13 protein-coding genes and 1 pseudogene are annotated in these 16,275 nt (G+C 38.8%); 2 read left to right on the top strand and 12 right to left on the bottom strand.

Annotation, left to right across the window (positions count from 1 at the left end; translation table 11 throughout):
• The first annotated feature begins 5 nt into the window (after window positions 1-5).
• On the top strand, window positions 6-2,819 hold the full coding sequence (locus HMPREF9960_RS03900) for a phage tail tip lysozyme (protein ID WP_005589914.1): 2,814 nt from the start codon (window positions 6-8) through the stop codon (window positions 2,817-2,819).
• A gap of 404 nt (window positions 2,820-3,223) precedes the next feature.
• On the opposite strand, the gene HMPREF9960_RS03895 is transcribed toward HMPREF9960_RS03900, so the two are convergent.
• From HMPREF9960_RS03895 to HMPREF9960_RS03880, 4 genes are all read right to left on the bottom strand, one after another.
• Window positions 3,224-4,441 (bottom strand): tyrosine-type recombinase/integrase, encoded by a 1,218-nt coding sequence (locus HMPREF9960_RS03895; protein ID WP_001291561.1) that lies wholly within the window; start codon window positions 4,439-4,441, stop codon window positions 3,224-3,226.
• Between the two features lie 81 nt (window positions 4,442-4,522).
• Entirely contained in the window at window positions 4,523-4,726 is a 204-nt protein-coding gene (locus HMPREF9960_RS03890; RefSeq protein ID WP_000814511.1) for an excisionase, read from the bottom strand.
• 460 nt (window positions 4,727-5,186) lie between these two features.
• The gene (locus HMPREF9960_RS03885; protein WP_000857133.1) at window positions 5,187-5,417 is read right to left on the bottom strand and encodes a helix-turn-helix domain-containing protein; all 231 of its coding nucleotides are present in this window, start codon (window positions 5,415-5,417) and stop codon (window positions 5,187-5,189) included.
• The gene (locus HMPREF9960_RS03880) at window positions 5,414-5,836 is read right to left on the bottom strand and encodes a sigma-70 family RNA polymerase sigma factor (protein ID WP_000804885.1); all 423 of its coding nucleotides are present in this window, start codon (window positions 5,834-5,836) and stop codon (window positions 5,414-5,416) included. Before HMPREF9960_RS03880 ends, HMPREF9960_RS03885 begins: the two co-directional genes overlap by 4 nt.
• Before the next feature lie 503 nt (window positions 5,837-6,339).
• On the opposite strand from HMPREF9960_RS03880, the gene HMPREF9960_RS03875 reads away from it, so the two are divergent.
• Window positions 6,340-6,693 (top strand): helix-turn-helix transcriptional regulator, encoded by a 354-nt coding sequence (locus HMPREF9960_RS03875; protein WP_001227347.1) that lies wholly within the window; start codon window positions 6,340-6,342, stop codon window positions 6,691-6,693.
• Window positions 6,694-6,752: 59 nt separating this feature from the next.
• On the opposite strand, the gene HMPREF9960_RS10005 is transcribed toward HMPREF9960_RS03875, so the two are convergent.
• From HMPREF9960_RS10005 to HMPREF9960_RS03840, 8 genes and pseudogenes are all read right to left on the bottom strand, one after another.
• Window positions 6,753-6,920 carry a cysteine-rich KTR domain-containing protein gene (locus HMPREF9960_RS10005; RefSeq protein ID WP_000336323.1) on the bottom strand — a complete coding sequence of 56 codons (168 nt, stop codon included), beginning with the start codon at window positions 6,918-6,920 and terminating at the stop codon, window positions 6,753-6,755.
• A 118-nt stretch (window positions 6,921-7,038) separates the two neighbouring features.
• Window positions 7,039-8,957, bottom strand: a pseudogene (gene tet(M), locus HMPREF9960_RS10775) (tetracycline resistance ribosomal protection protein Tet(M)).
• Window positions 8,954-9,043, bottom strand: coding sequence for a hypothetical protein (locus HMPREF9960_RS11115; RefSeq protein WP_438270153.1), 90 nt, complete (start codon window positions 9,041-9,043; stop codon window positions 8,954-8,956). The pseudogene tet(M) and the gene HMPREF9960_RS11115 overlap by 4 nt, the downstream one beginning before the upstream one ends.
• 289 nt (window positions 9,044-9,332) lie before the next feature.
• Window positions 9,333-10,268, bottom strand: coding sequence for a conjugal transfer protein (locus HMPREF9960_RS03860; protein WP_001224320.1), 936 nt, complete (start codon window positions 10,266-10,268; stop codon window positions 9,333-9,335).
• Window positions 10,265-11,266, bottom strand: a complete 1,002-nt coding sequence (locus tag HMPREF9960_RS03855) for a bifunctional lytic transglycosylase/C40 family peptidase (RefSeq protein WP_000769868.1) — start codon at window positions 11,264-11,266, stop codon at window positions 10,265-10,267. The genes HMPREF9960_RS03860 and HMPREF9960_RS03855 overlap by 4 nt, the downstream gene beginning before the upstream one ends.
• On the bottom strand, window positions 11,263-13,440 hold the full coding sequence (locus tag HMPREF9960_RS03850) for a CD3337/EF1877 family mobilome membrane protein (protein WP_000804748.1): 2,178 nt from the start codon (window positions 13,438-13,440) through the stop codon (window positions 11,263-11,265). The genes HMPREF9960_RS03855 and HMPREF9960_RS03850 overlap by 4 nt, the downstream gene beginning before the upstream one ends.
• 2 nt (window positions 13,441-13,442) lie before the next feature.
• Window positions 13,443-15,890 carry a conjugal transfer ATPase TcpF gene (gene tcpF, locus HMPREF9960_RS03845; protein WP_000331160.1) on the bottom strand — a complete coding sequence of 816 codons (2,448 nt, stop codon included), beginning with the start codon at window positions 15,888-15,890 and terminating at the stop codon, window positions 13,443-13,445.
• Window positions 15,874-16,266: a conjugal transfer protein gene (locus HMPREF9960_RS03840; RefSeq protein ID WP_000723888.1), complete on the bottom strand. Its 393-nt coding sequence runs from the start codon at window positions 16,264-16,266 to the stop codon at window positions 15,874-15,876. The genes tcpF and HMPREF9960_RS03840 overlap by 17 nt, the downstream gene beginning before the upstream one ends.
• Between the last annotated feature and the right edge of the window lie 9 nt (window positions 16,267-16,275).

Genomic DNA, 16,275 nt, shown 5'->3' with positions numbered 1-16,275 from the left:
GGTAAATGAAGGATAAAAGAGAAATCATACGTGCCCGAAAGGCATTTAGAAGAAGCCTAAAAGATGAGAAGAAATTCTTGAAACAAGGAAAGAAGGAGGTGAAGAAACAGAAAAAAGATTCCGCTGTACTGGATGAAAAAGCATGGAAAAAAGAGATAAAAGGAAAGCTAGAGGAGATGAGAGAAGCTTCAAAGGCTAGAGTAAAACAAGCAAATGAAGACTACAATCATATTCTTCAAAATAGTCCTCCATCTTTTTTGAATCGGAAAGAATTAAGAGACAGACGGTTGCCTCATGCTAGGAAACGAATGAAAATAGCCAAGAAGCAGTTTAAGGAAGCAAAGGCACAGTCAAAAGAAGAAAGAAAAGAGCGTCGTAAAGAAAGAAAAACCAATCAAAAATTTCTCTATGGTCAGGAACTGAAACATAAATCTAATTTTTTCTTTCAAGGGAAGAGTTTAGAAGAATTAAAAGCTAAGAAAGAAGTCAAGGCCGCAAAGGAGAATCTAAAATCTACTAAACAAGCCTATAAGTCCAAAAAAGTCAGTAGGAAAGCCAAAACTTTTCTTTATGTCCTTGGACGTGAAGGAGGAGAGTTAGCTTCAGAAAATGAAGATTTAGAAGGCTATCGCACACTTCAAGAGACCATTAGAAAAGGGAAACGCTACAGTCGGCTTTCTTATAACATTGGGAAAGCTAGTGTCAAAACAGGACAAGCAACAGGTCGTTTTACCAAGAAAAGACTGACCAACACAAAAGAGCGATACTATCATTTTAAGGATGGAAAAGGATGGAAACTAGCGAAAGATAACCCAAGTTCCTTTAAGAATCGGTTTCGAAAATTAAAGAAACAAGGTCTTACAAGTGTCCGAAATATCTATCAAAAACTAAAAGCAGCCTTTTCCTTCTTTACATTTGCGGCTGGAAATCCTGCAACATGGATAGTTGGAGGATTAGTCTTTCTTCTCTTACTTATGATGAGCTTCTTTTTAGGATTTTCATCTGCTAGTTTGATTCAACAAGATGAATTTGAATTAACAAAAGCTTATACCCACCTAACTTGGGAAGATGCAGAACATACTCGCACAAATGACAAAGGAATTACTTATTACACAAAAGTTGATGATGTGATGGGGTATATGAACTTTAAATTCCATGACTATGAGTTAAACAAACCAGTTCACTTATTTAGTTCCGAAACTTACAAGGATTATCTGTCTACTTTGTGGCATGATTTAAACGATGGGGATGATTTGAAATCCATGCAAGACCTTTATGAAACTCCTAAGTATAAACTATCGAAAGACGATCAAGAGGAAATGAAGGAACTAAAAGAAGAAGGTGTCTATGCTTCCATGCAGGAATTGGACAATCCATTTGAGGGGAAAAGCAACGAAGATAGTCTAACCATGATTTATCGTTATGGATACTATGATTTAGACGGAAAACCTACTCTTCAGGAGTACATTCTACTAGAAGCGAAGGCTCACCAAACGATTGTCGCACCAATGGATGGGGTCGTATCACTAGATGGTGACAATATAATTCTCACTAACGGAAAAGGAGAGAATGAGAGTCGTTTAACCTTATATTCAATCCATAATGGCCGTGCGATTGAGGGGACAAGAGTCCTAACGGGTGATATTATTGGTGAAACACCAGACGATACAGGTTTGAAAGTTTCCTATCAAAAGTATAAGAACAAGAAAGAAAAATTGGTGTATGTCAATCCGCAATTTTATTTTCCCAAAGTCATTCAACTTCAGACCACTATCTTACCTGCCATTGGTCAGTTTGGTGGGGATGAGTTTGAACGAGCAAAACATATTTATGAGTTTTTGAAATCTCAAGGGGCAAGTCCCCAAGCCATTGCGGCTATTTTAGGAAATTGGTCGGTAGAGTCTTCTATCAATCCTAAACGAGCTGAGGGAGATTATTTATCTCCTCCAGTTGGCGCTACCGATTCCTCATGGGATGATGAAAGCTGGTTAGCGATTGGAGGTCCAGCCATTTATAGTGGTGCTTATCCTAATATTCTTCATAGAGGTCTAGGTTTAGGGCAATGGACAGATACCGCAGATGGGTCAACACGTCACACGGCCTTGTTGAATTATGCACATAGCAAAAATAAGAAGTGGTATGATTTAGCCCTCCAACTTGATTTTATGCTTCATGGGGATAGTCCTTACTATCAAAGTTGGTTAAAGGATTTCTTTGGAAATACGGGCAGTGCAGCCAATCTAGCCCAACTCTTCCTCACCTATTGGGAGGGAAATTCTGGTGACAAACTACTGGAAAGACAAACCAGAGCAACGGAATGGTATTACCAAATTGAAAAAGGCTTTAGCCAAACAAATGGAGGACAGGCAAAGAGTGACCCGCAATCCCTTGAAGGTGTTCGTGGGGATTTGTATGATCATTCTGTTCCTGGTGGTGGAGATGGTATGGCCTATGCCTATGGACAATGTACATGGGGTGTGGCGGCTCGTATGAATCAATTAGGCTTAAAATTAAAAGGAAGTAATGGAGAGAAGATTTCAATCATTAATACCATGGGAAATGGTCAGGACTGGGTTGCGACAGCTTCAAGTCTTGGTGGGGAAACGGGCTCTACACCAAGAGCAGGTGCTATTGTTTCTTTTGTAGGAGGTACACATGGCACACCAGCTATCTACGGTCATGTGGCTTTTGTCGAGAAGGTCTATGATGATGGTTCTTTCCTCGTGTCCGAAACCAACTATGGTGGCAACCCAAACTATACCTTTAGAAAAATCTCTCAAGCAGATAGTGCCATCAGTTTTGCTTATACGACCAAATAGAAGAGTTTACACTTGAAATTGTAGCTATTTAAAGATACAATATGTCTATAAATGAGTGGTCGGCTCATGGTCAATCTGATAGTAATCTTGGACATAAGGGCCAAGCGGTGGCGGACACCAGAACAAAATCCGATAGCAATCTTGGACGTACGGGCCAAGCGGTGGCAGACACCAGAATAAACCGACTGATTAGGTGGCTTACAGGTTCAGTAAGTCATCTTTTTTATTTGAAACAAAGTATAAATTTCTAATTATCTTTTTATATTTTCTTAAATGCACGTAAAGCCTTATTCTATGTGCTTTCGAGTATTTTTACTGTAGGAAGATACTTCACGTTTCTTTGCATATTTCCTCATGTCTTAGCTGTCAGAAGTGGTAAATAAGTAGTAAATTCATTTGTACTACTAAGCAACAAGACGCTCCTGTTGCTTCTCTTTATTCAAGCGTTTCATTTCTGCCATTGCAGAATCGAATGTTGCATGTGCGTAATAGTTCAGCGTCATGGCTATATTAGCATGTCCCATAATGTACTGTAATGCCTTTGGATTCATTCCTGCATTTGCATAGTTGGTACAGAATGTATGTCGCAAACTATGTGGAGTGATGTGTGGCAATTTATCCTCGTTATACTTATTGTATTTCTTAACAAGACCTTTCATCATGCCGTTGTAATCACTTGCCACTTTTGGATAGTTCTTTCTATTAAGAAAGAGGAAATCACTATATCCATCAATCTCAACACGCTTATCATTCTTTCGATTCGCTAACACTCGCTTAAATGCTTGATAGGCTTCTTCAACCATAGGAACTTGACGTTCGCCACTTTTGGTCTTTGGTGTTTCAATGTAGTACCCAATTTCAGTATCTCTCAATAGCTGATGGTCTATATTGACAAGACGATTCTCAAAATCTAAATCTGGAAGTGTCAAACCACCAAACTCTGAAATACGAAGACCTGTTTTTAAGAGTATCAGAATTTCATCATAATTTTTGCTGTAGGTTTTATCAGCTTTTGCAAAGGCTAACAGTTTTTCTTCCTGTTCTTCTGTTAGTACGGTCTTAGGGACAGTATCATCATCAAGAACTGCTTTCAGTTGAAAGTCAAATGGATTCTTCCGAACACAATCATCTTGTATAGCAATATAGAATGAAGCCTTTAAAGAACGTTTGTAGTTATTGATGGTTTGATAAGCATAACCATTTTCACTCATTCTAATAGCCCATTCTTTAGCGTCTGATGGCTTAATACTGTCAATACTTCTTACACCTAACTTGTCTTTCTTCAAAATATCCATAAGATATTTGCGTCCAGTTTCAGTGTTTTTTCTAACCTTTGGTCTTTGAGCGTTCTGTTTTGCGTAAAGCTGGCAGAGTGTCATTTTCTTTCCTACAACATCAATACCATCATGAATGTCTTTCTGTAACTCTGCGATTTTCTCTCTAAGTGAGATACAATCACGCTTTCCTGCTGGTACTCGGTCTGTAGCCACAAGTTTCCACGAGTAAACAAATTGCGGTTCTCCAAATGAATCTATATATTTGTATAAGTATCTTCCGTCTTTTCGTTGGCTCTCTCCAGTCTTTAAGATTCGACCTTTATTGTCACGTCTTTTTTCTGACATGGCATTTGCTCCTTTCCTTTATGGAAAGAGCCTTGATACGACTTAATACTATTTTATCATATACAAGACCCTTTGGCGACGCTAGATTGCGTCCAATGTATCTATAATTTTTTCAAATTGTTTTCGTTTAATCTGAATACGATTGCCATTCATAATCAGCCAATTTGCATTTTTATTTTCCTCTGCCAAGCGTCGTAGCTTGTTTTCGCCAATACGAAAATATTTTGACGCTTCTTCAATGGTTAGGGTATAACGTTCCCAAATAGGAATGTCAGTCTGCTTCATAAAATCCTCCTTTCCAAATCACTTATTTGGATTTCATAAAAGTTGTTTTACCAGCAATCGAACAGCTTTAGCAAAGCTCACGGGAGTTCCACCCCTGCATGGTTCTCATGTAGCCATACTCATTGCCTGCGACGGTTTTATCACGCTCGGACTATTGACTGTATGGGAGTATCATTATCACGATAAGAATGTCGTTGCAGGCAATCCTGCTAAAGATTGCTTCTCGGATCACTAACATGAATCGCTCGCTATCTTTATAAGATAGGTCATGGCGGTTAGTTCCGTTGGCTCTTTTCTTATCGAAACGTATTCGATTACTTTTATTCAGTTTTCAAAGAACAATGGCTCGTTAGCCTATCAAAACACATTGAAAGCTCAATATGCTTTGGTGGAATAACAAACCTCCCTGTTCGGGAAGCGTGGAATGGTTTAGCACGCTTCCACGAAAGGAGAGAGGATATTACTTAATTTCAAATGACAAAATCTTTGTAATCAGTCTGGTTTCCATTCTTCCACGTAAGACTTCATCAACGACCATACTTTGATTGCCATATTCATCTTTCATAAGTCGTAGGGAACGCTTCGTTATGTACCCTCTGTAATGATGTAGAATCTGGTTAATCGCTTCGGTATCGCCATCTGTTGCCTTTACAATGAGAGGAAAGGGAATCATAGGATATTGTGTTTTCATTCTTCAAATTCCTCCATAAACTTTTTAATTAAGGCTAGTCCACTGGTTCTATGCCGATAGACAGTAGAACGGTTCAATTTCAACAGGTCTGCAATTTCTGAATCGCTCATGTCCATAAAGTAAAACAGCAGTAGAATTTCACGTTTCTTGTCTGGCAACTCACGTAATGCTTCACTCAACAAATCATTTTCAACGCCTACTGATAACCCATTGAGTGTAAAAATCTGAAAGTCAGTTGAATAGTTATCTGTTGTCGCAAACTGGCTAACAAGATAATCGCCAACATCCGAAAAGGACACCTCACGCTTTGCAATCCTTGAAAGATAAAGCATATAATTCTTTCGCTCGTCTTCCATAGCACGTTTACAGATATAGTCAAACTGATTTTCTATTGTGGTCTGAAAAGAAGATGGTTTCATGTTTCTCACCCCCTTTCTGTCTAGGAAAGGAAGTGAGCCTTGCTCGTTTATCTCCTTTCACTCTTAGTCCCAATGTGAAAGGGGGATTTGTTGCATTACTGATAAATAAACTTTGTAAAAAAGTTCTGAATAGCCAAAAAAGCATATAAACAGATTTATTTCTCTGTTTACATGCTTCTGTTATTCTATCTATATGATTTATAAAACCACATTGGTGGACGTACTTATCTATTGCAGATAGACGACTTTTTTTGACAAGAACCCAATGTAAGGAAATTTATTGTATATGATGTACTTCATGGCGACGTTGACCTCCAACAAACCGCCATTTGGAAGTAATATACAATATTTTAACAGCGTAAATAGCACTACCATATAACGGTTTTTTTATTGGCGTTTAGTAGTGCTTTTTATTAAATATAAACCTATAAACCATATAACACGTTTTTCTATACCTGTTTTTAATTCAGTAGGGACAATAAAATGTATAGAGGTGGTCTACTATGCGTAAAAAAGAAGATAAATATGATTTTAGAGCCTTTGGTTTAGCCATTAAAGAAGCTCGATTGAAACGAGGTTTAACTCGTGAACAAGTGGGAGCATTGATTGAAATTGACCCACGGTACTTAACTAATATTGAAAATAAAGGGCAACACCCCAGCATACAAGTTCTTTATGACCTTGTATCGTTACTTCATGTTTCCGTTGATGAATTTTTCTTACCTGCTAATAACTTGGTAAAAAGCACCCGACGATTACAGATAGAGAAATACATGGATAGCTTTACAGACAAAGAACTATCCTTAATGGAATCTTTAGCCAGCGGTATCAACGAAGCAAGAAACATCGAAGACTAATTAAAAGAATCCATACATAACGGAAAGAGCCGATAAAATGAGATTGTATTAATCTCATTTTATCGGCTCTGCGTCTTTGCGTCTGGCTCTGTAATCACAGTTACTTTGAACTGCTTTATTTCAATTAAATTTTCTTGTCTGCATTTCGGACAATAGAGGGGGAATTTTTTTAATTCAGTATCTTCCCTTATCTTTAATCGTGTTTTATTTCCACATACAGGACACAATATCCACTTGTAGTTTATAATAACTATCTCCTCCTTTACACTTTAATTCAAATCTTTATTAAAAAATATTTCATCTTATTTAACAAGAAACCATATTTATATAACAACATAAAATACACTAAGTTATTTTATTGAACATATATCGTACTTTATCTATCCGACTATTTGGACGACGGGGCTGGCAAACAGGTTCACCGGTAGTAACATGGTACCCTTTTAACTCTGTTAAACAAACACTACGTCCATTTGTAAAGAAAGTTAAATCACTACGATATTCTTGAATACACCGAGCAGGGATTTCTCCACTAAGAATGACCTCATTATTTTTCAATTGAGTGTCTACGATGTTCGCACAATATTTAGGAGCATCGTTGTATGCTCGTGAAAGATATTCCTGTGGCGCATAAATTTTAAAACTAAGATATGGCTCTAACAATTCTGTTCCAGCTTTTTTTAAGACTTGTTCCAATACAATAGGAGCAAGCATCCGAAAATCTGCTGGGGTACTAACAGGGCTATAGTATAAGCCATACTTAAAACAGATTTTACAGTCCGTCACATTCCAACCATACAATCCTTGTTCACAGCCATAGCGTATCCCCTCCATAACTGCATTTTGAAACGATTGATTTAAGTATCCAAGAGAAACCGAGCTCTCATACTGTACTCCGCTCCCTAATGGAAGCTGTGCTACAGATAGACCAATGGAAGCCCAGAAAGGATTTGGCGGCACTTCGATGTGAATGGTATATTCTGCATTTTTTAACGGTCTCTCCATATAAATGACTGTAGGCTCTTTTAGTTCTATCTCCACATGATACTTTTCTTGCAACAGTGCACTAATCACTTCCATTTGTACTTTCCCTAAGAAAGAAAGTATAATTTCATGTGTCGTAGAATCCACGTAATATCGTAGAAGCGGATCACTATCTGAGATTTCCAAAAGGGCATCAAGCAACATTTCTCTCTGTTCAGGTTTACTCGGTTCAACAGTTGTTTGTAGTAGAGGGTGCGGATTTTCAATCTTTTTTCTCTGTGGCAATAGTTTTGTATCTCCAAGAACACTATTTAACTTCAAAAACTCATTCTGCAAAATAACAATTTCCCCGGAATAAGCCTTATCGATTTTACATAATTCACCATTTATTGAAGTATACATTTCTGTAATTTTTATTTTTCCTTTTCCGATATTCTAACCGAATCTCGCAAATGCAGTACGCCACTATAAAGACGTATATATGCAAGACGCTGTCTTTTTTCCGAATACTCAATTTTGAAAACATTTCCGCAAAGTTCAGACGGACCTCGATGTGTTGATGAATAAAATTTATTCGTAATCACTTCTATAAGGTTATCAATCCCTATATTACTTTTTGCACTTCCGTGATAAACAGGGAACAGAGAACAATTCTGAAATCTTATGCTTTCCTCTTGTTCGAGTTCCAATGCTTCTAATGATTTACCGGACATATATTTCTCTAAAAGGTCATCGTTTCCCTCTATTACCGTATCCCATTGTTCAGATTCGGTAAAGTTCGTCACACACATATTAGGATACAGTTCTACCTTCTGTTTGATTACAATTTCGGCAGAAAGTTTCTCTTTAATATCCTGATAAACCGTTGATAAATCAATTCCATTTTGGTCAATCTTATTGATAAAAAAGATTGTGGGAATCCCCATTTTCCTAAGTGCATGAAATAATATACGAGTTTGTGCTTGTACGCCATCTTTTGCAGAAATCAGTAGAATTGCCCCATCTAAAACTGATAATGAACGATATACTTCTGCTAAGAAATCCATATGTCCTGGCGTGTCTATGATGTTCACCTTCGTATTTTCCCACTGAAAAGAGGTTATTCCTGTCTGAATTGTAATTCCTCTCTGACGTTCTAAAAGCGTATTATCCGTCCTCGTTGTACCTTTGTCCACGCTTCCTAATTCTGTAATCGCTCCACTGTTATATAATAAGCTTTCTGTTAAGGTAGTTTTTCCTGCATCAACATGAGCTAAAACTCCAATATTAATAATTTTCATGTGATTTTCCTCCATTCAAAAACCCAAAAGGGCATAAAAATCCCAGTGATAAATACTTTATCACTGGGATTTTTATGCATAACCATAGGTATACAAAGCATACAGATATTCTCTGGATACTTTAGAATCACATGATAAAGGTATTCTTAAACTGGGTACAAAAAACTAAGCCCTCCTAAAAAAGGACATCTAATTATTTGTTCCCGCTATCAAATTGACAGTTTATTTAAGAATACCTTGCCGCATATTTATTAACTCCTTTTAAATAGATACTTAAATTATAGCACGTAAGAGCATATTTGTAAAGGAATCTCCAATTTTTTATCAAAGAGAGTACGTGATTACAAAATAGCTGTAATAATGTACCAATATTTGTTATTCTATAATCTTCCAATTACTCCCGTTCTTTTCAAGTACCAAATCAAATTGAGATACCTGCGTTGCTTTGGTCTGCTGGTCGATATACTCCACTGTCAGCGATACCGTGACTTGATTATCCTTACGATTGTGAATAGGATTTACCAGTTCTTGAAAGATGTACTCTTTTCCGATTGGTTTTAATATCCCGTCATTCACATAGTAGGAAAGTTCACTGGCTGTCGCTGTAGGATAGAGCTTGAAGAACGTCGTTAAAAACTCATTGATTTCATTGGTTGTAATGGAATCAACCGTCCCCTCACTTTCAATGGCTTTTGGTTTATAACTTGATTTCTTAGGTATGTTGGTAATGGTCGGATTCTTAACCAGTACCATATTTCCAGAACCATCTACATAGACACTCACTATATAAGCAGAGTGGACGGTCTTTGTATTTTCTCCCTCTGTAATGAGCTGGTCTACACTGTAGGTTACATTAAACTCATTGTCGCCAGTTGGCTCTACCGTCCATATCTGAAATCCTCTTACAGAAGACGATACAGGAATATCTTTGCGTACTGTATCAACATTGAGAGCTTGAAGTTCATCTGTCAGATAGCCTTTTAGACTTTCCATTCGATTATCAATGGACTTATCGGATTGCTCCCATGAATAGTAGACTTTCGCAAAGTTCTCTACAAAATTTTCTACATGATGAGTATCAACGTATTCCTTTTCTATGATAGTTGTTTCGTGAATAGTATGAGTATCTATAGCTGTAAAGTGCTTGAATATCGCAAAGCTGAAACTAAGCCCTAAAAGTACCCACAAGGCAATCACAACCTTTTTATGAGGATTGACCTTATAGTAGACACGAGGTTTCTTTTCCTTTGGTATCTGTTTTTCTTTATTCTGATTTTTTCTAAATTTCATCATTAAATCTTCCTTTCTCATTGTTTGATTCGTCCTGCTCCCACTAAATGCTGTTGCCAGTAGGGGCTTGTTAAGTCGGCATAACCGATTGGGTCGCCTGCATGAAACATACGGTTATTGCCAAGGTATATCCCAACATGAGTAATATAAGAGCCAGCGTTATAGGTAGAATGAAAGAAAACCAAATCGCCAGCTTGTGCTTCCGATAGTGGGATATGCTGGGTCACATCATATTGCTGTTGTGCGGTTCGTGGTAAGTTAATTCCAGCTTTTCCATACGTCCATTGTGTCAGTCCGCTACAATCAAAAGAAGTAGTCGGGGAAGCTCCACCGTAAACGTATCGCCAGCCCTCATATTTCAGTGCTTCGTCCATGATGGCTTGTACCGTATCATCATCAAACTCTGTTGTGACAAGATACTGCGTTACCAGTTGCACATAAAACATATTGCCATAGTTGTATCGCCAGCCCCCATTGATAGGTATGGCTATGGGATTGGGGTAAGACACTTTTTCGCCACCTGAATACTCTTTTGAGAAACTTTGAGCCAGTTCAAAGGTATATTTATTTCCACGATTAGCCACATACCCTAAGAAACCACCACCATAATTGTAGGACTGGATAACCGATTCTAAATCTACACTGAGCCTTTCGCTACTGGCTAATAATTCACTGAAATACTTCACACCTTGCTTAATGGATTCTTCTGTACTCAATGAATTAGGTGGAAGACCGAGGGATTCCGAGGACTGCATAACATCTTCCGCAGTACCGCCCGATTCCACCTGTATAATCGCAAGAAGTATGTTGACATATTCTTCAACGCCATATTCTTTGGCATATTTTTCTACCATAGGCTTATGAGCCAGCACTTCTGCGGAAACATTCACACCTCCATAATGAATATTGGAAATTCCGCTGTCCTGTTCATCTGAAAATAAAATGGCAACAAACAGAAGCAGTGAGAAGACCATCAAGAATAATCCAGAACCACCAATCACTAAAGTTTTCAACTTCATGGTTTCTTACCGACTTTCTTAATGGTGGCGGTTTTGATTGGTGGTCTACTTCTTGTATTTTGTAGTGGTACTCTTTGAACAGTAGACGGACGTTCTTTTGTGATTGGACGTTGTGAAGTTCTATCTGCTGTAGTGGTTGAAGTTGCTGGCTTTTGAACGGTTTTTTCTTGAACGGTATTGCCTTGGCGTTCCACTTTTGGACTTGAAAAATCGGACTTAACTGCTGGACGCTCTTGTTTGGCTTGTTGAGATTCCTTATATGAAGTCTGAATATTAGACTGTTTTGAGGTCTGTTCATCATGATATTGTTCTTGTCTTGTAGTCGGTCTTTCATGAACAGAAGAAGCAGGCTGTTTTTTCTGTTTGACCTGTTCCATTTCAGAGCGACGCTTCGCAATGGTTTTTCGCCTTTGTTCCTGCTGTTCCTTGCGTCCACTGGCTCTGTCCGCTTTGGTTTGAGAAATACTACTGGTTAAATCACGGACATTCTCTTTTACTTTGGATTTTCCTTGATATACTGCATATCTTGCATTGGTCGGCAAATCTTTAACCTGTTCTTTCAAACCACTAGCAGTGTCTACCATTCTGTCTTTGGTATCAGCTACTGTACCGATGGTTTGACCGATACGTTTTCCAAGTGTTGATTTTTCCTTTCCGTCTGGTCGGGAGTGATCTGCTTGTGTCCTTGCAGAACTCCCCGAACCCGACTGTCCTTTTTTACCTGTAACAATGGCAGACCCAGCCCCTAGAGTAGTCATGGAACGTCCAAGTTTCCGCTGTAGACGGTGCATGTGAGCGTGCATAAGCATACGAGGTTTTCTCATCACACGACTTCCCACACTTTGAGAATCGTTACTCTGTAGAGAAAACATACTCATTAAATCGCCCAGCTTGAAGTAGATTCCTGCAAAGGTCACAATCTGTAGAAAAGCAATCAAAAAGAACGGATAACCAGCCGATAAGGTATAGAGCATGGTTGAAATACTAAATGCTGTCGTAATAATCAATGTGATTCCAGCTCGTGTCAAAATGGTATTAAAGAGCTTTGTTATGGCTCGTTTTGACATACCATCAAATGATGGAATCATGCTTAAAATAAAGCTCACAGGCAGAAACATAGCATAGATGATAAAAAGTACCTGCGAGAAAATCATGATTCCTGTTAATAGGAATACAAATATGGAAATCCCAATATTGAAGACAAATAGGAAGAAGACTGTACCTAAACGGTTAATGGTCTTTGTAATGGTTAGATTGGTATTGCTTCTGTCTTCAATTTCTTCCGCAACAATTTTTTCTCTGTCTTCGCCATTGTTGGAATCTGGGCTGGTGGAGAGCAGGCTTTCCACACGGTCAATACCGATACTTTCAATGTCTGAACTGTTGTATTGAAGCAGTAGCCACGGTTGCTGAACCTGTATGGAAAACAGGCTATCTCTGATTAAGTCCACGCTGTCCTTGCCTTGACTATCGGAATGGGGCATGACAATCTTCGTGCCAAGTGATAAACTGGCATTACTGATGTCTGATGAAAAGTCATTGATTTTTTTAATGTAGTCGGGAGCGTAGGCAATAAAGGAAGCCGATAGGATAAACACCAGCACAAAATTCATAATGGCATGAATTGCCTTTGTGGTTTCTCTCTTTATCAGTCCCGTATAGGCAACATAAACCCCAAGAACCAAAATCAAGAGTAAGAGGAATCCAACATAGAAACCCTCTGTTGAAAATCCGTTTGCACTCACACCAGCTAAGGTCTGCATATTCTTACCAATGGAATCTGCTGTAGCGGAAATGAAGTCTAAGGAATAGGCTTCCTGTACTAAGTAACCTGTCGCATTGGAAACATACAAACTGATTGTCCAAATAAAATTGGTAATGGCATATAGTCCATACATGACCTGTTTTCCAATCCCGTCCGACCAGTTCCACGGAAGCCAGCCCCAGCTATTATCCACATAAAAATCCAGTTGATAGTTTTCAAGTGGGTATCGGCTGTATTCATTTGCCACATTGACCGTATCATCTACCAAGCCCGCAGCTTGAACCACCGTTCCCAGCATGGCTAAAAGAAAAATGGCAATCACAAGTGTGAAAGCCACTGTCATTGCCACTTTACCTAGACGTTTCAGCGTCCAGTTTGATTTTATTCTGTTTACTATTGATGGTTTCACATTTACACCTCTTTTCGCACAGGTGGTCTGGTATCAAAGGCATGGAGCAGTTCTTCAAATACAGGGTGGAACTGTATCACACCGACACGACCATATAAATCACTGATAAGGCATTGCCCGTTTTCCAAATCACGCAATCGCTTCTGATTGTTTTCGTCCTCTGGGTCTACACCAAAAAAGGCTAAGGTCTTTTTAATCTCGTTAAGGTCAGTGGAACGAAATGCAAATTTTAAGCCGAGGTTATTTTTCAGTTTTTCATCTAAGAGGTCGTCTGTATTTTGGGTCACGAAATATACCCCAGCGTTCATAGCACGACCAGCCCGAACCAGCTTCATAGATAGTGTTTTTCCTTGTGCTACCTGTAAAAAGCTCCATGCTTCGTCTAAATCTACAATCTTGAAAATGCTTCGGTCTGTATGGATAAAGTCTAAAGCAAAGGTACTAATGACAATCAGCATAGCAACGGATAAAAGCTCCATAGTGGTATATTCCTCAAAGGAAGTTTCCTTGTCGGGAAGTACCAAGTCCGCAACCTGTATAATGTTCAGTTGTTTTTCTAAGCTGATAGACTGCTCCACATAACCATTACTGAATAATAAATGTGCAAAGTCATAGTCTGTAAAACTTTCGATATGGTCGGCTATACTGGTACTTAGTGGCGTATTCTCAACCCGTAATTCCTCAATCACTTTCATCAACCCTCGTACTTCACTATTGGTTACTGCACGAATGGCTTTTCTAAGGATTGGGAAGCGTTCCCCATCACGAGAGGAAATCCCCGTAAGGAATGTCAGAATATCAATAGCCAGTGATTCAGAATCTTTGGGATTTTTCATAATCACATAAGGGTCAAGTAAGCCTTTGTTTTTCTCATCAGAAGTCAGAGTGACGATATTGATTTCATGGGAAATCTCTGGCAAGGTTTCTTTCCATCTGCCACGTTCTGCTTTTGGGTCTACAATCACTGCTTGTGCCCCATAAAGCACCGCATAATAGACGATAAGGTTATTCGCAAAGGATTTACCACCACCCAGCGAACCAACAAAAGCCGACGCTAACGCATTGGTTACTGAACCCTTAACCCCTTGACTGGCAAGAGCAGGTTTCAGATAGACATTGCGTCCAGTATCTAAGCTGTAGCCAACATAAATCCCCTCATTTTCCCCCAGCATTTGAGTAGCACCAAAACCTAAACCAGCGAGGAAATCAGAGGTCACGTATTGAATATAATCATTCATATAACGCTTGCTGGCAGGTAAAAATTCTTCATGTAAGCCGAGCATATCCCCAAATGGTCGTACCAGTTTTACGCTTAAATCGTCATAAAAATCTTTCACTTCATTACAACGACGTTTGAGTTCGTCAAGATCATTTGCTGATACCCTTACCACATAAGACAGCTTGTACATAGATTCCTTGCTTTGGTCTAAATTGGTTTCCAGCTCATTCACACTTTCCAGAGCTTCCGCCACATTGGAGCTGGTTTCATTATCACTTTGCCAAGCGTGGTTATCCAAGTCTTTCAGTTCTTTCTTTTTATTGCGGACAGTAGATAGGGCTTTACGATTCGCTACAATTTCCACATTCATTGACGTATCAATCGGGAATGTAAATTGCTGTTGCTGGTAGTAGAAGATTTCAGAGGACGGGAAGTCCAGTTCTCCGACAATGCTGTTAATGGTAAAGTAAGCTACATAGACGGTTTCATCTTCCTGCTGGATTTTCAAATATCGCTGTTTTTCTTCCACCAAACAGCGAGTAGGCTTAATCAAGTCATAGTATTTAATCAGCGTTTCATTATCCAGCTTTTTCTTTGATAGATGGTACTCATACTCTTCATAGGCAGTGCCTGTCTGTCCGTAAAGGTGTTCAATCAGATAGCCGAAGTCGTCCTTATCTAACCTGCGGATTTTGAAACGACGAGAGATTTTATTTTCTAAGAGCTTTTCCATCTTCTGAAAACGCAGGATTTCATCATTACTCATACTAACAAAATCGCCCATCAGCTTATGGTTCACATCATAGACAAAATCAGACAAAGCATTTTTTGCTTCAACGGTAAGACTTTTCATAGAAAACTCCTGATCGTTGAGAAGCAACTTAAAGCCGATAAAGAAACGGTAGTTCACTTGATTTTCGCCAATCATGGATATTAAAGCGTCTGTCTGTTGGTCGATTTTGTCATAGGCAACCGCTTTGAGCTTGCCAGTGACTTCATTTTTGGAACGCTCTTGTGCAGAACGTATGCTGGATTCTGTACTGATTTGTAAAGCATGAATTTTGCCATCACGATTTTGTGCGATAAGCTGTCTGAAAGAATCATGCACTTGTATTTTCTGTTCTGGACTTAGAAATGAGTAATTGTAAGGAACAAGCTCATAGTAAGCATAACATTCCCCGTCTTTATTCCAGACGAGATTGTTTTCAATGTATTTAATTGGATATGCCATAAAATTCACTCCTAACTGCTGTAATGGCTTCTTGTGGCTGGTTTCTGCCAAGCGTTACTTTTTTTCCTGCATAGGTCAGCTTTGGTCGCAGTGCATAAGCAATGACAGACTTCAAAAATCCATAAGGCTTTTTACCATCAAAAGTTTTTGTAGACATAAACCATGTGAAAGCCACAGGAATCCCAAAGTATTTGAGAAATGCTCCCTCTATCATGGAAAGAGGGGGCAAGTTGCCAAGTATCATCACTGCAAAGAGTGACACGACAAACCATGTCATTTGCGTAAAGGTTATGGGAAACGGAAGTCTAAAATCATTGATAGAATACAGTACCTTTTCCACAGACCAGATACTGGTATAGCTTCGTATTTTCTTCATGTAATCAAT

Origin of the sequence: Streptococcus cristatus ATCC 51100 (genome assembly GCF_000222765.1) — a bacterium.
Taxonomy (GTDB): domain Bacteria; phylum Bacillota; class Bacilli; order Lactobacillales; family Streptococcaceae; genus Streptococcus; species Streptococcus cristatus.
This window is presented reverse-complemented; position numbering and strand designations above follow the sequence as displayed.

What these genes read in the sequence shown, in the direction of transcription:
- HMPREF9960_RS03900 (WP_005589914.1), top strand. Translation starts at nt 6, where the DNA reads ATGAAGGATAAAAGAGAAATCATACGTGCCCGAAAGGCATTTAGAAGA.
- HMPREF9960_RS03895 (WP_001291561.1), bottom strand. Translation starts at nt 4,441, where the DNA reads ATGTCAGAAAAAAGACGTGACAATAAAGGTCGAATCTTAAAGACTGGA.
- HMPREF9960_RS03890 (WP_000814511.1), bottom strand. Translation starts at nt 4,726, where the DNA reads ATGAAGCAGACTGACATTCCTATTTGGGAACGTTATACCCTAACCATT.
- HMPREF9960_RS03885 (WP_000857133.1), bottom strand. Translation starts at nt 5,417, where the DNA reads ATGAAAACACAATATCCTATGATTCCCTTTCCTCTCATTGTAAAGGCA.
- HMPREF9960_RS03880 (WP_000804885.1), bottom strand. Translation starts at nt 5,836, where the DNA reads ATGAAACCATCTTCTTTTCAGACCACAATAGAAAATCAGTTTGACTAT.
- HMPREF9960_RS03875 (WP_001227347.1), top strand. Translation starts at nt 6,340, where the DNA reads ATGCGTAAAAAAGAAGATAAATATGATTTTAGAGCCTTTGGTTTAGCC.
- HMPREF9960_RS11115 (WP_438270153.1), bottom strand. Translation starts at nt 9,043, where the DNA reads ATGGTTATGCATAAAAATCCCAGTGATAAAGTATTTATCACTGGGATT.
- HMPREF9960_RS03860 (WP_001224320.1), bottom strand. Translation starts at nt 10,268, where the DNA reads ATGAGAAAGGAAGATTTAATGATGAAATTTAGAAAAAATCAGAATAAA.
- HMPREF9960_RS03855 (WP_000769868.1), bottom strand. Translation starts at nt 11,266, where the DNA reads ATGAAGTTGAAAACTTTAGTGATTGGTGGTTCTGGATTATTCTTGATG.
- tcpF (WP_000331160.1), bottom strand. Translation starts at nt 15,890, where the DNA reads ATGGCATATCCAATTAAATACATTGAAAACAATCTCGTCTGGAATAAA.
- HMPREF9960_RS03840 (WP_000723888.1), bottom strand. Translation starts at nt 16,266, where the DNA reads ATGAAGAAAATACGAAGCTATACCAGTATCTGGTCTGTGGAAAAGGTA.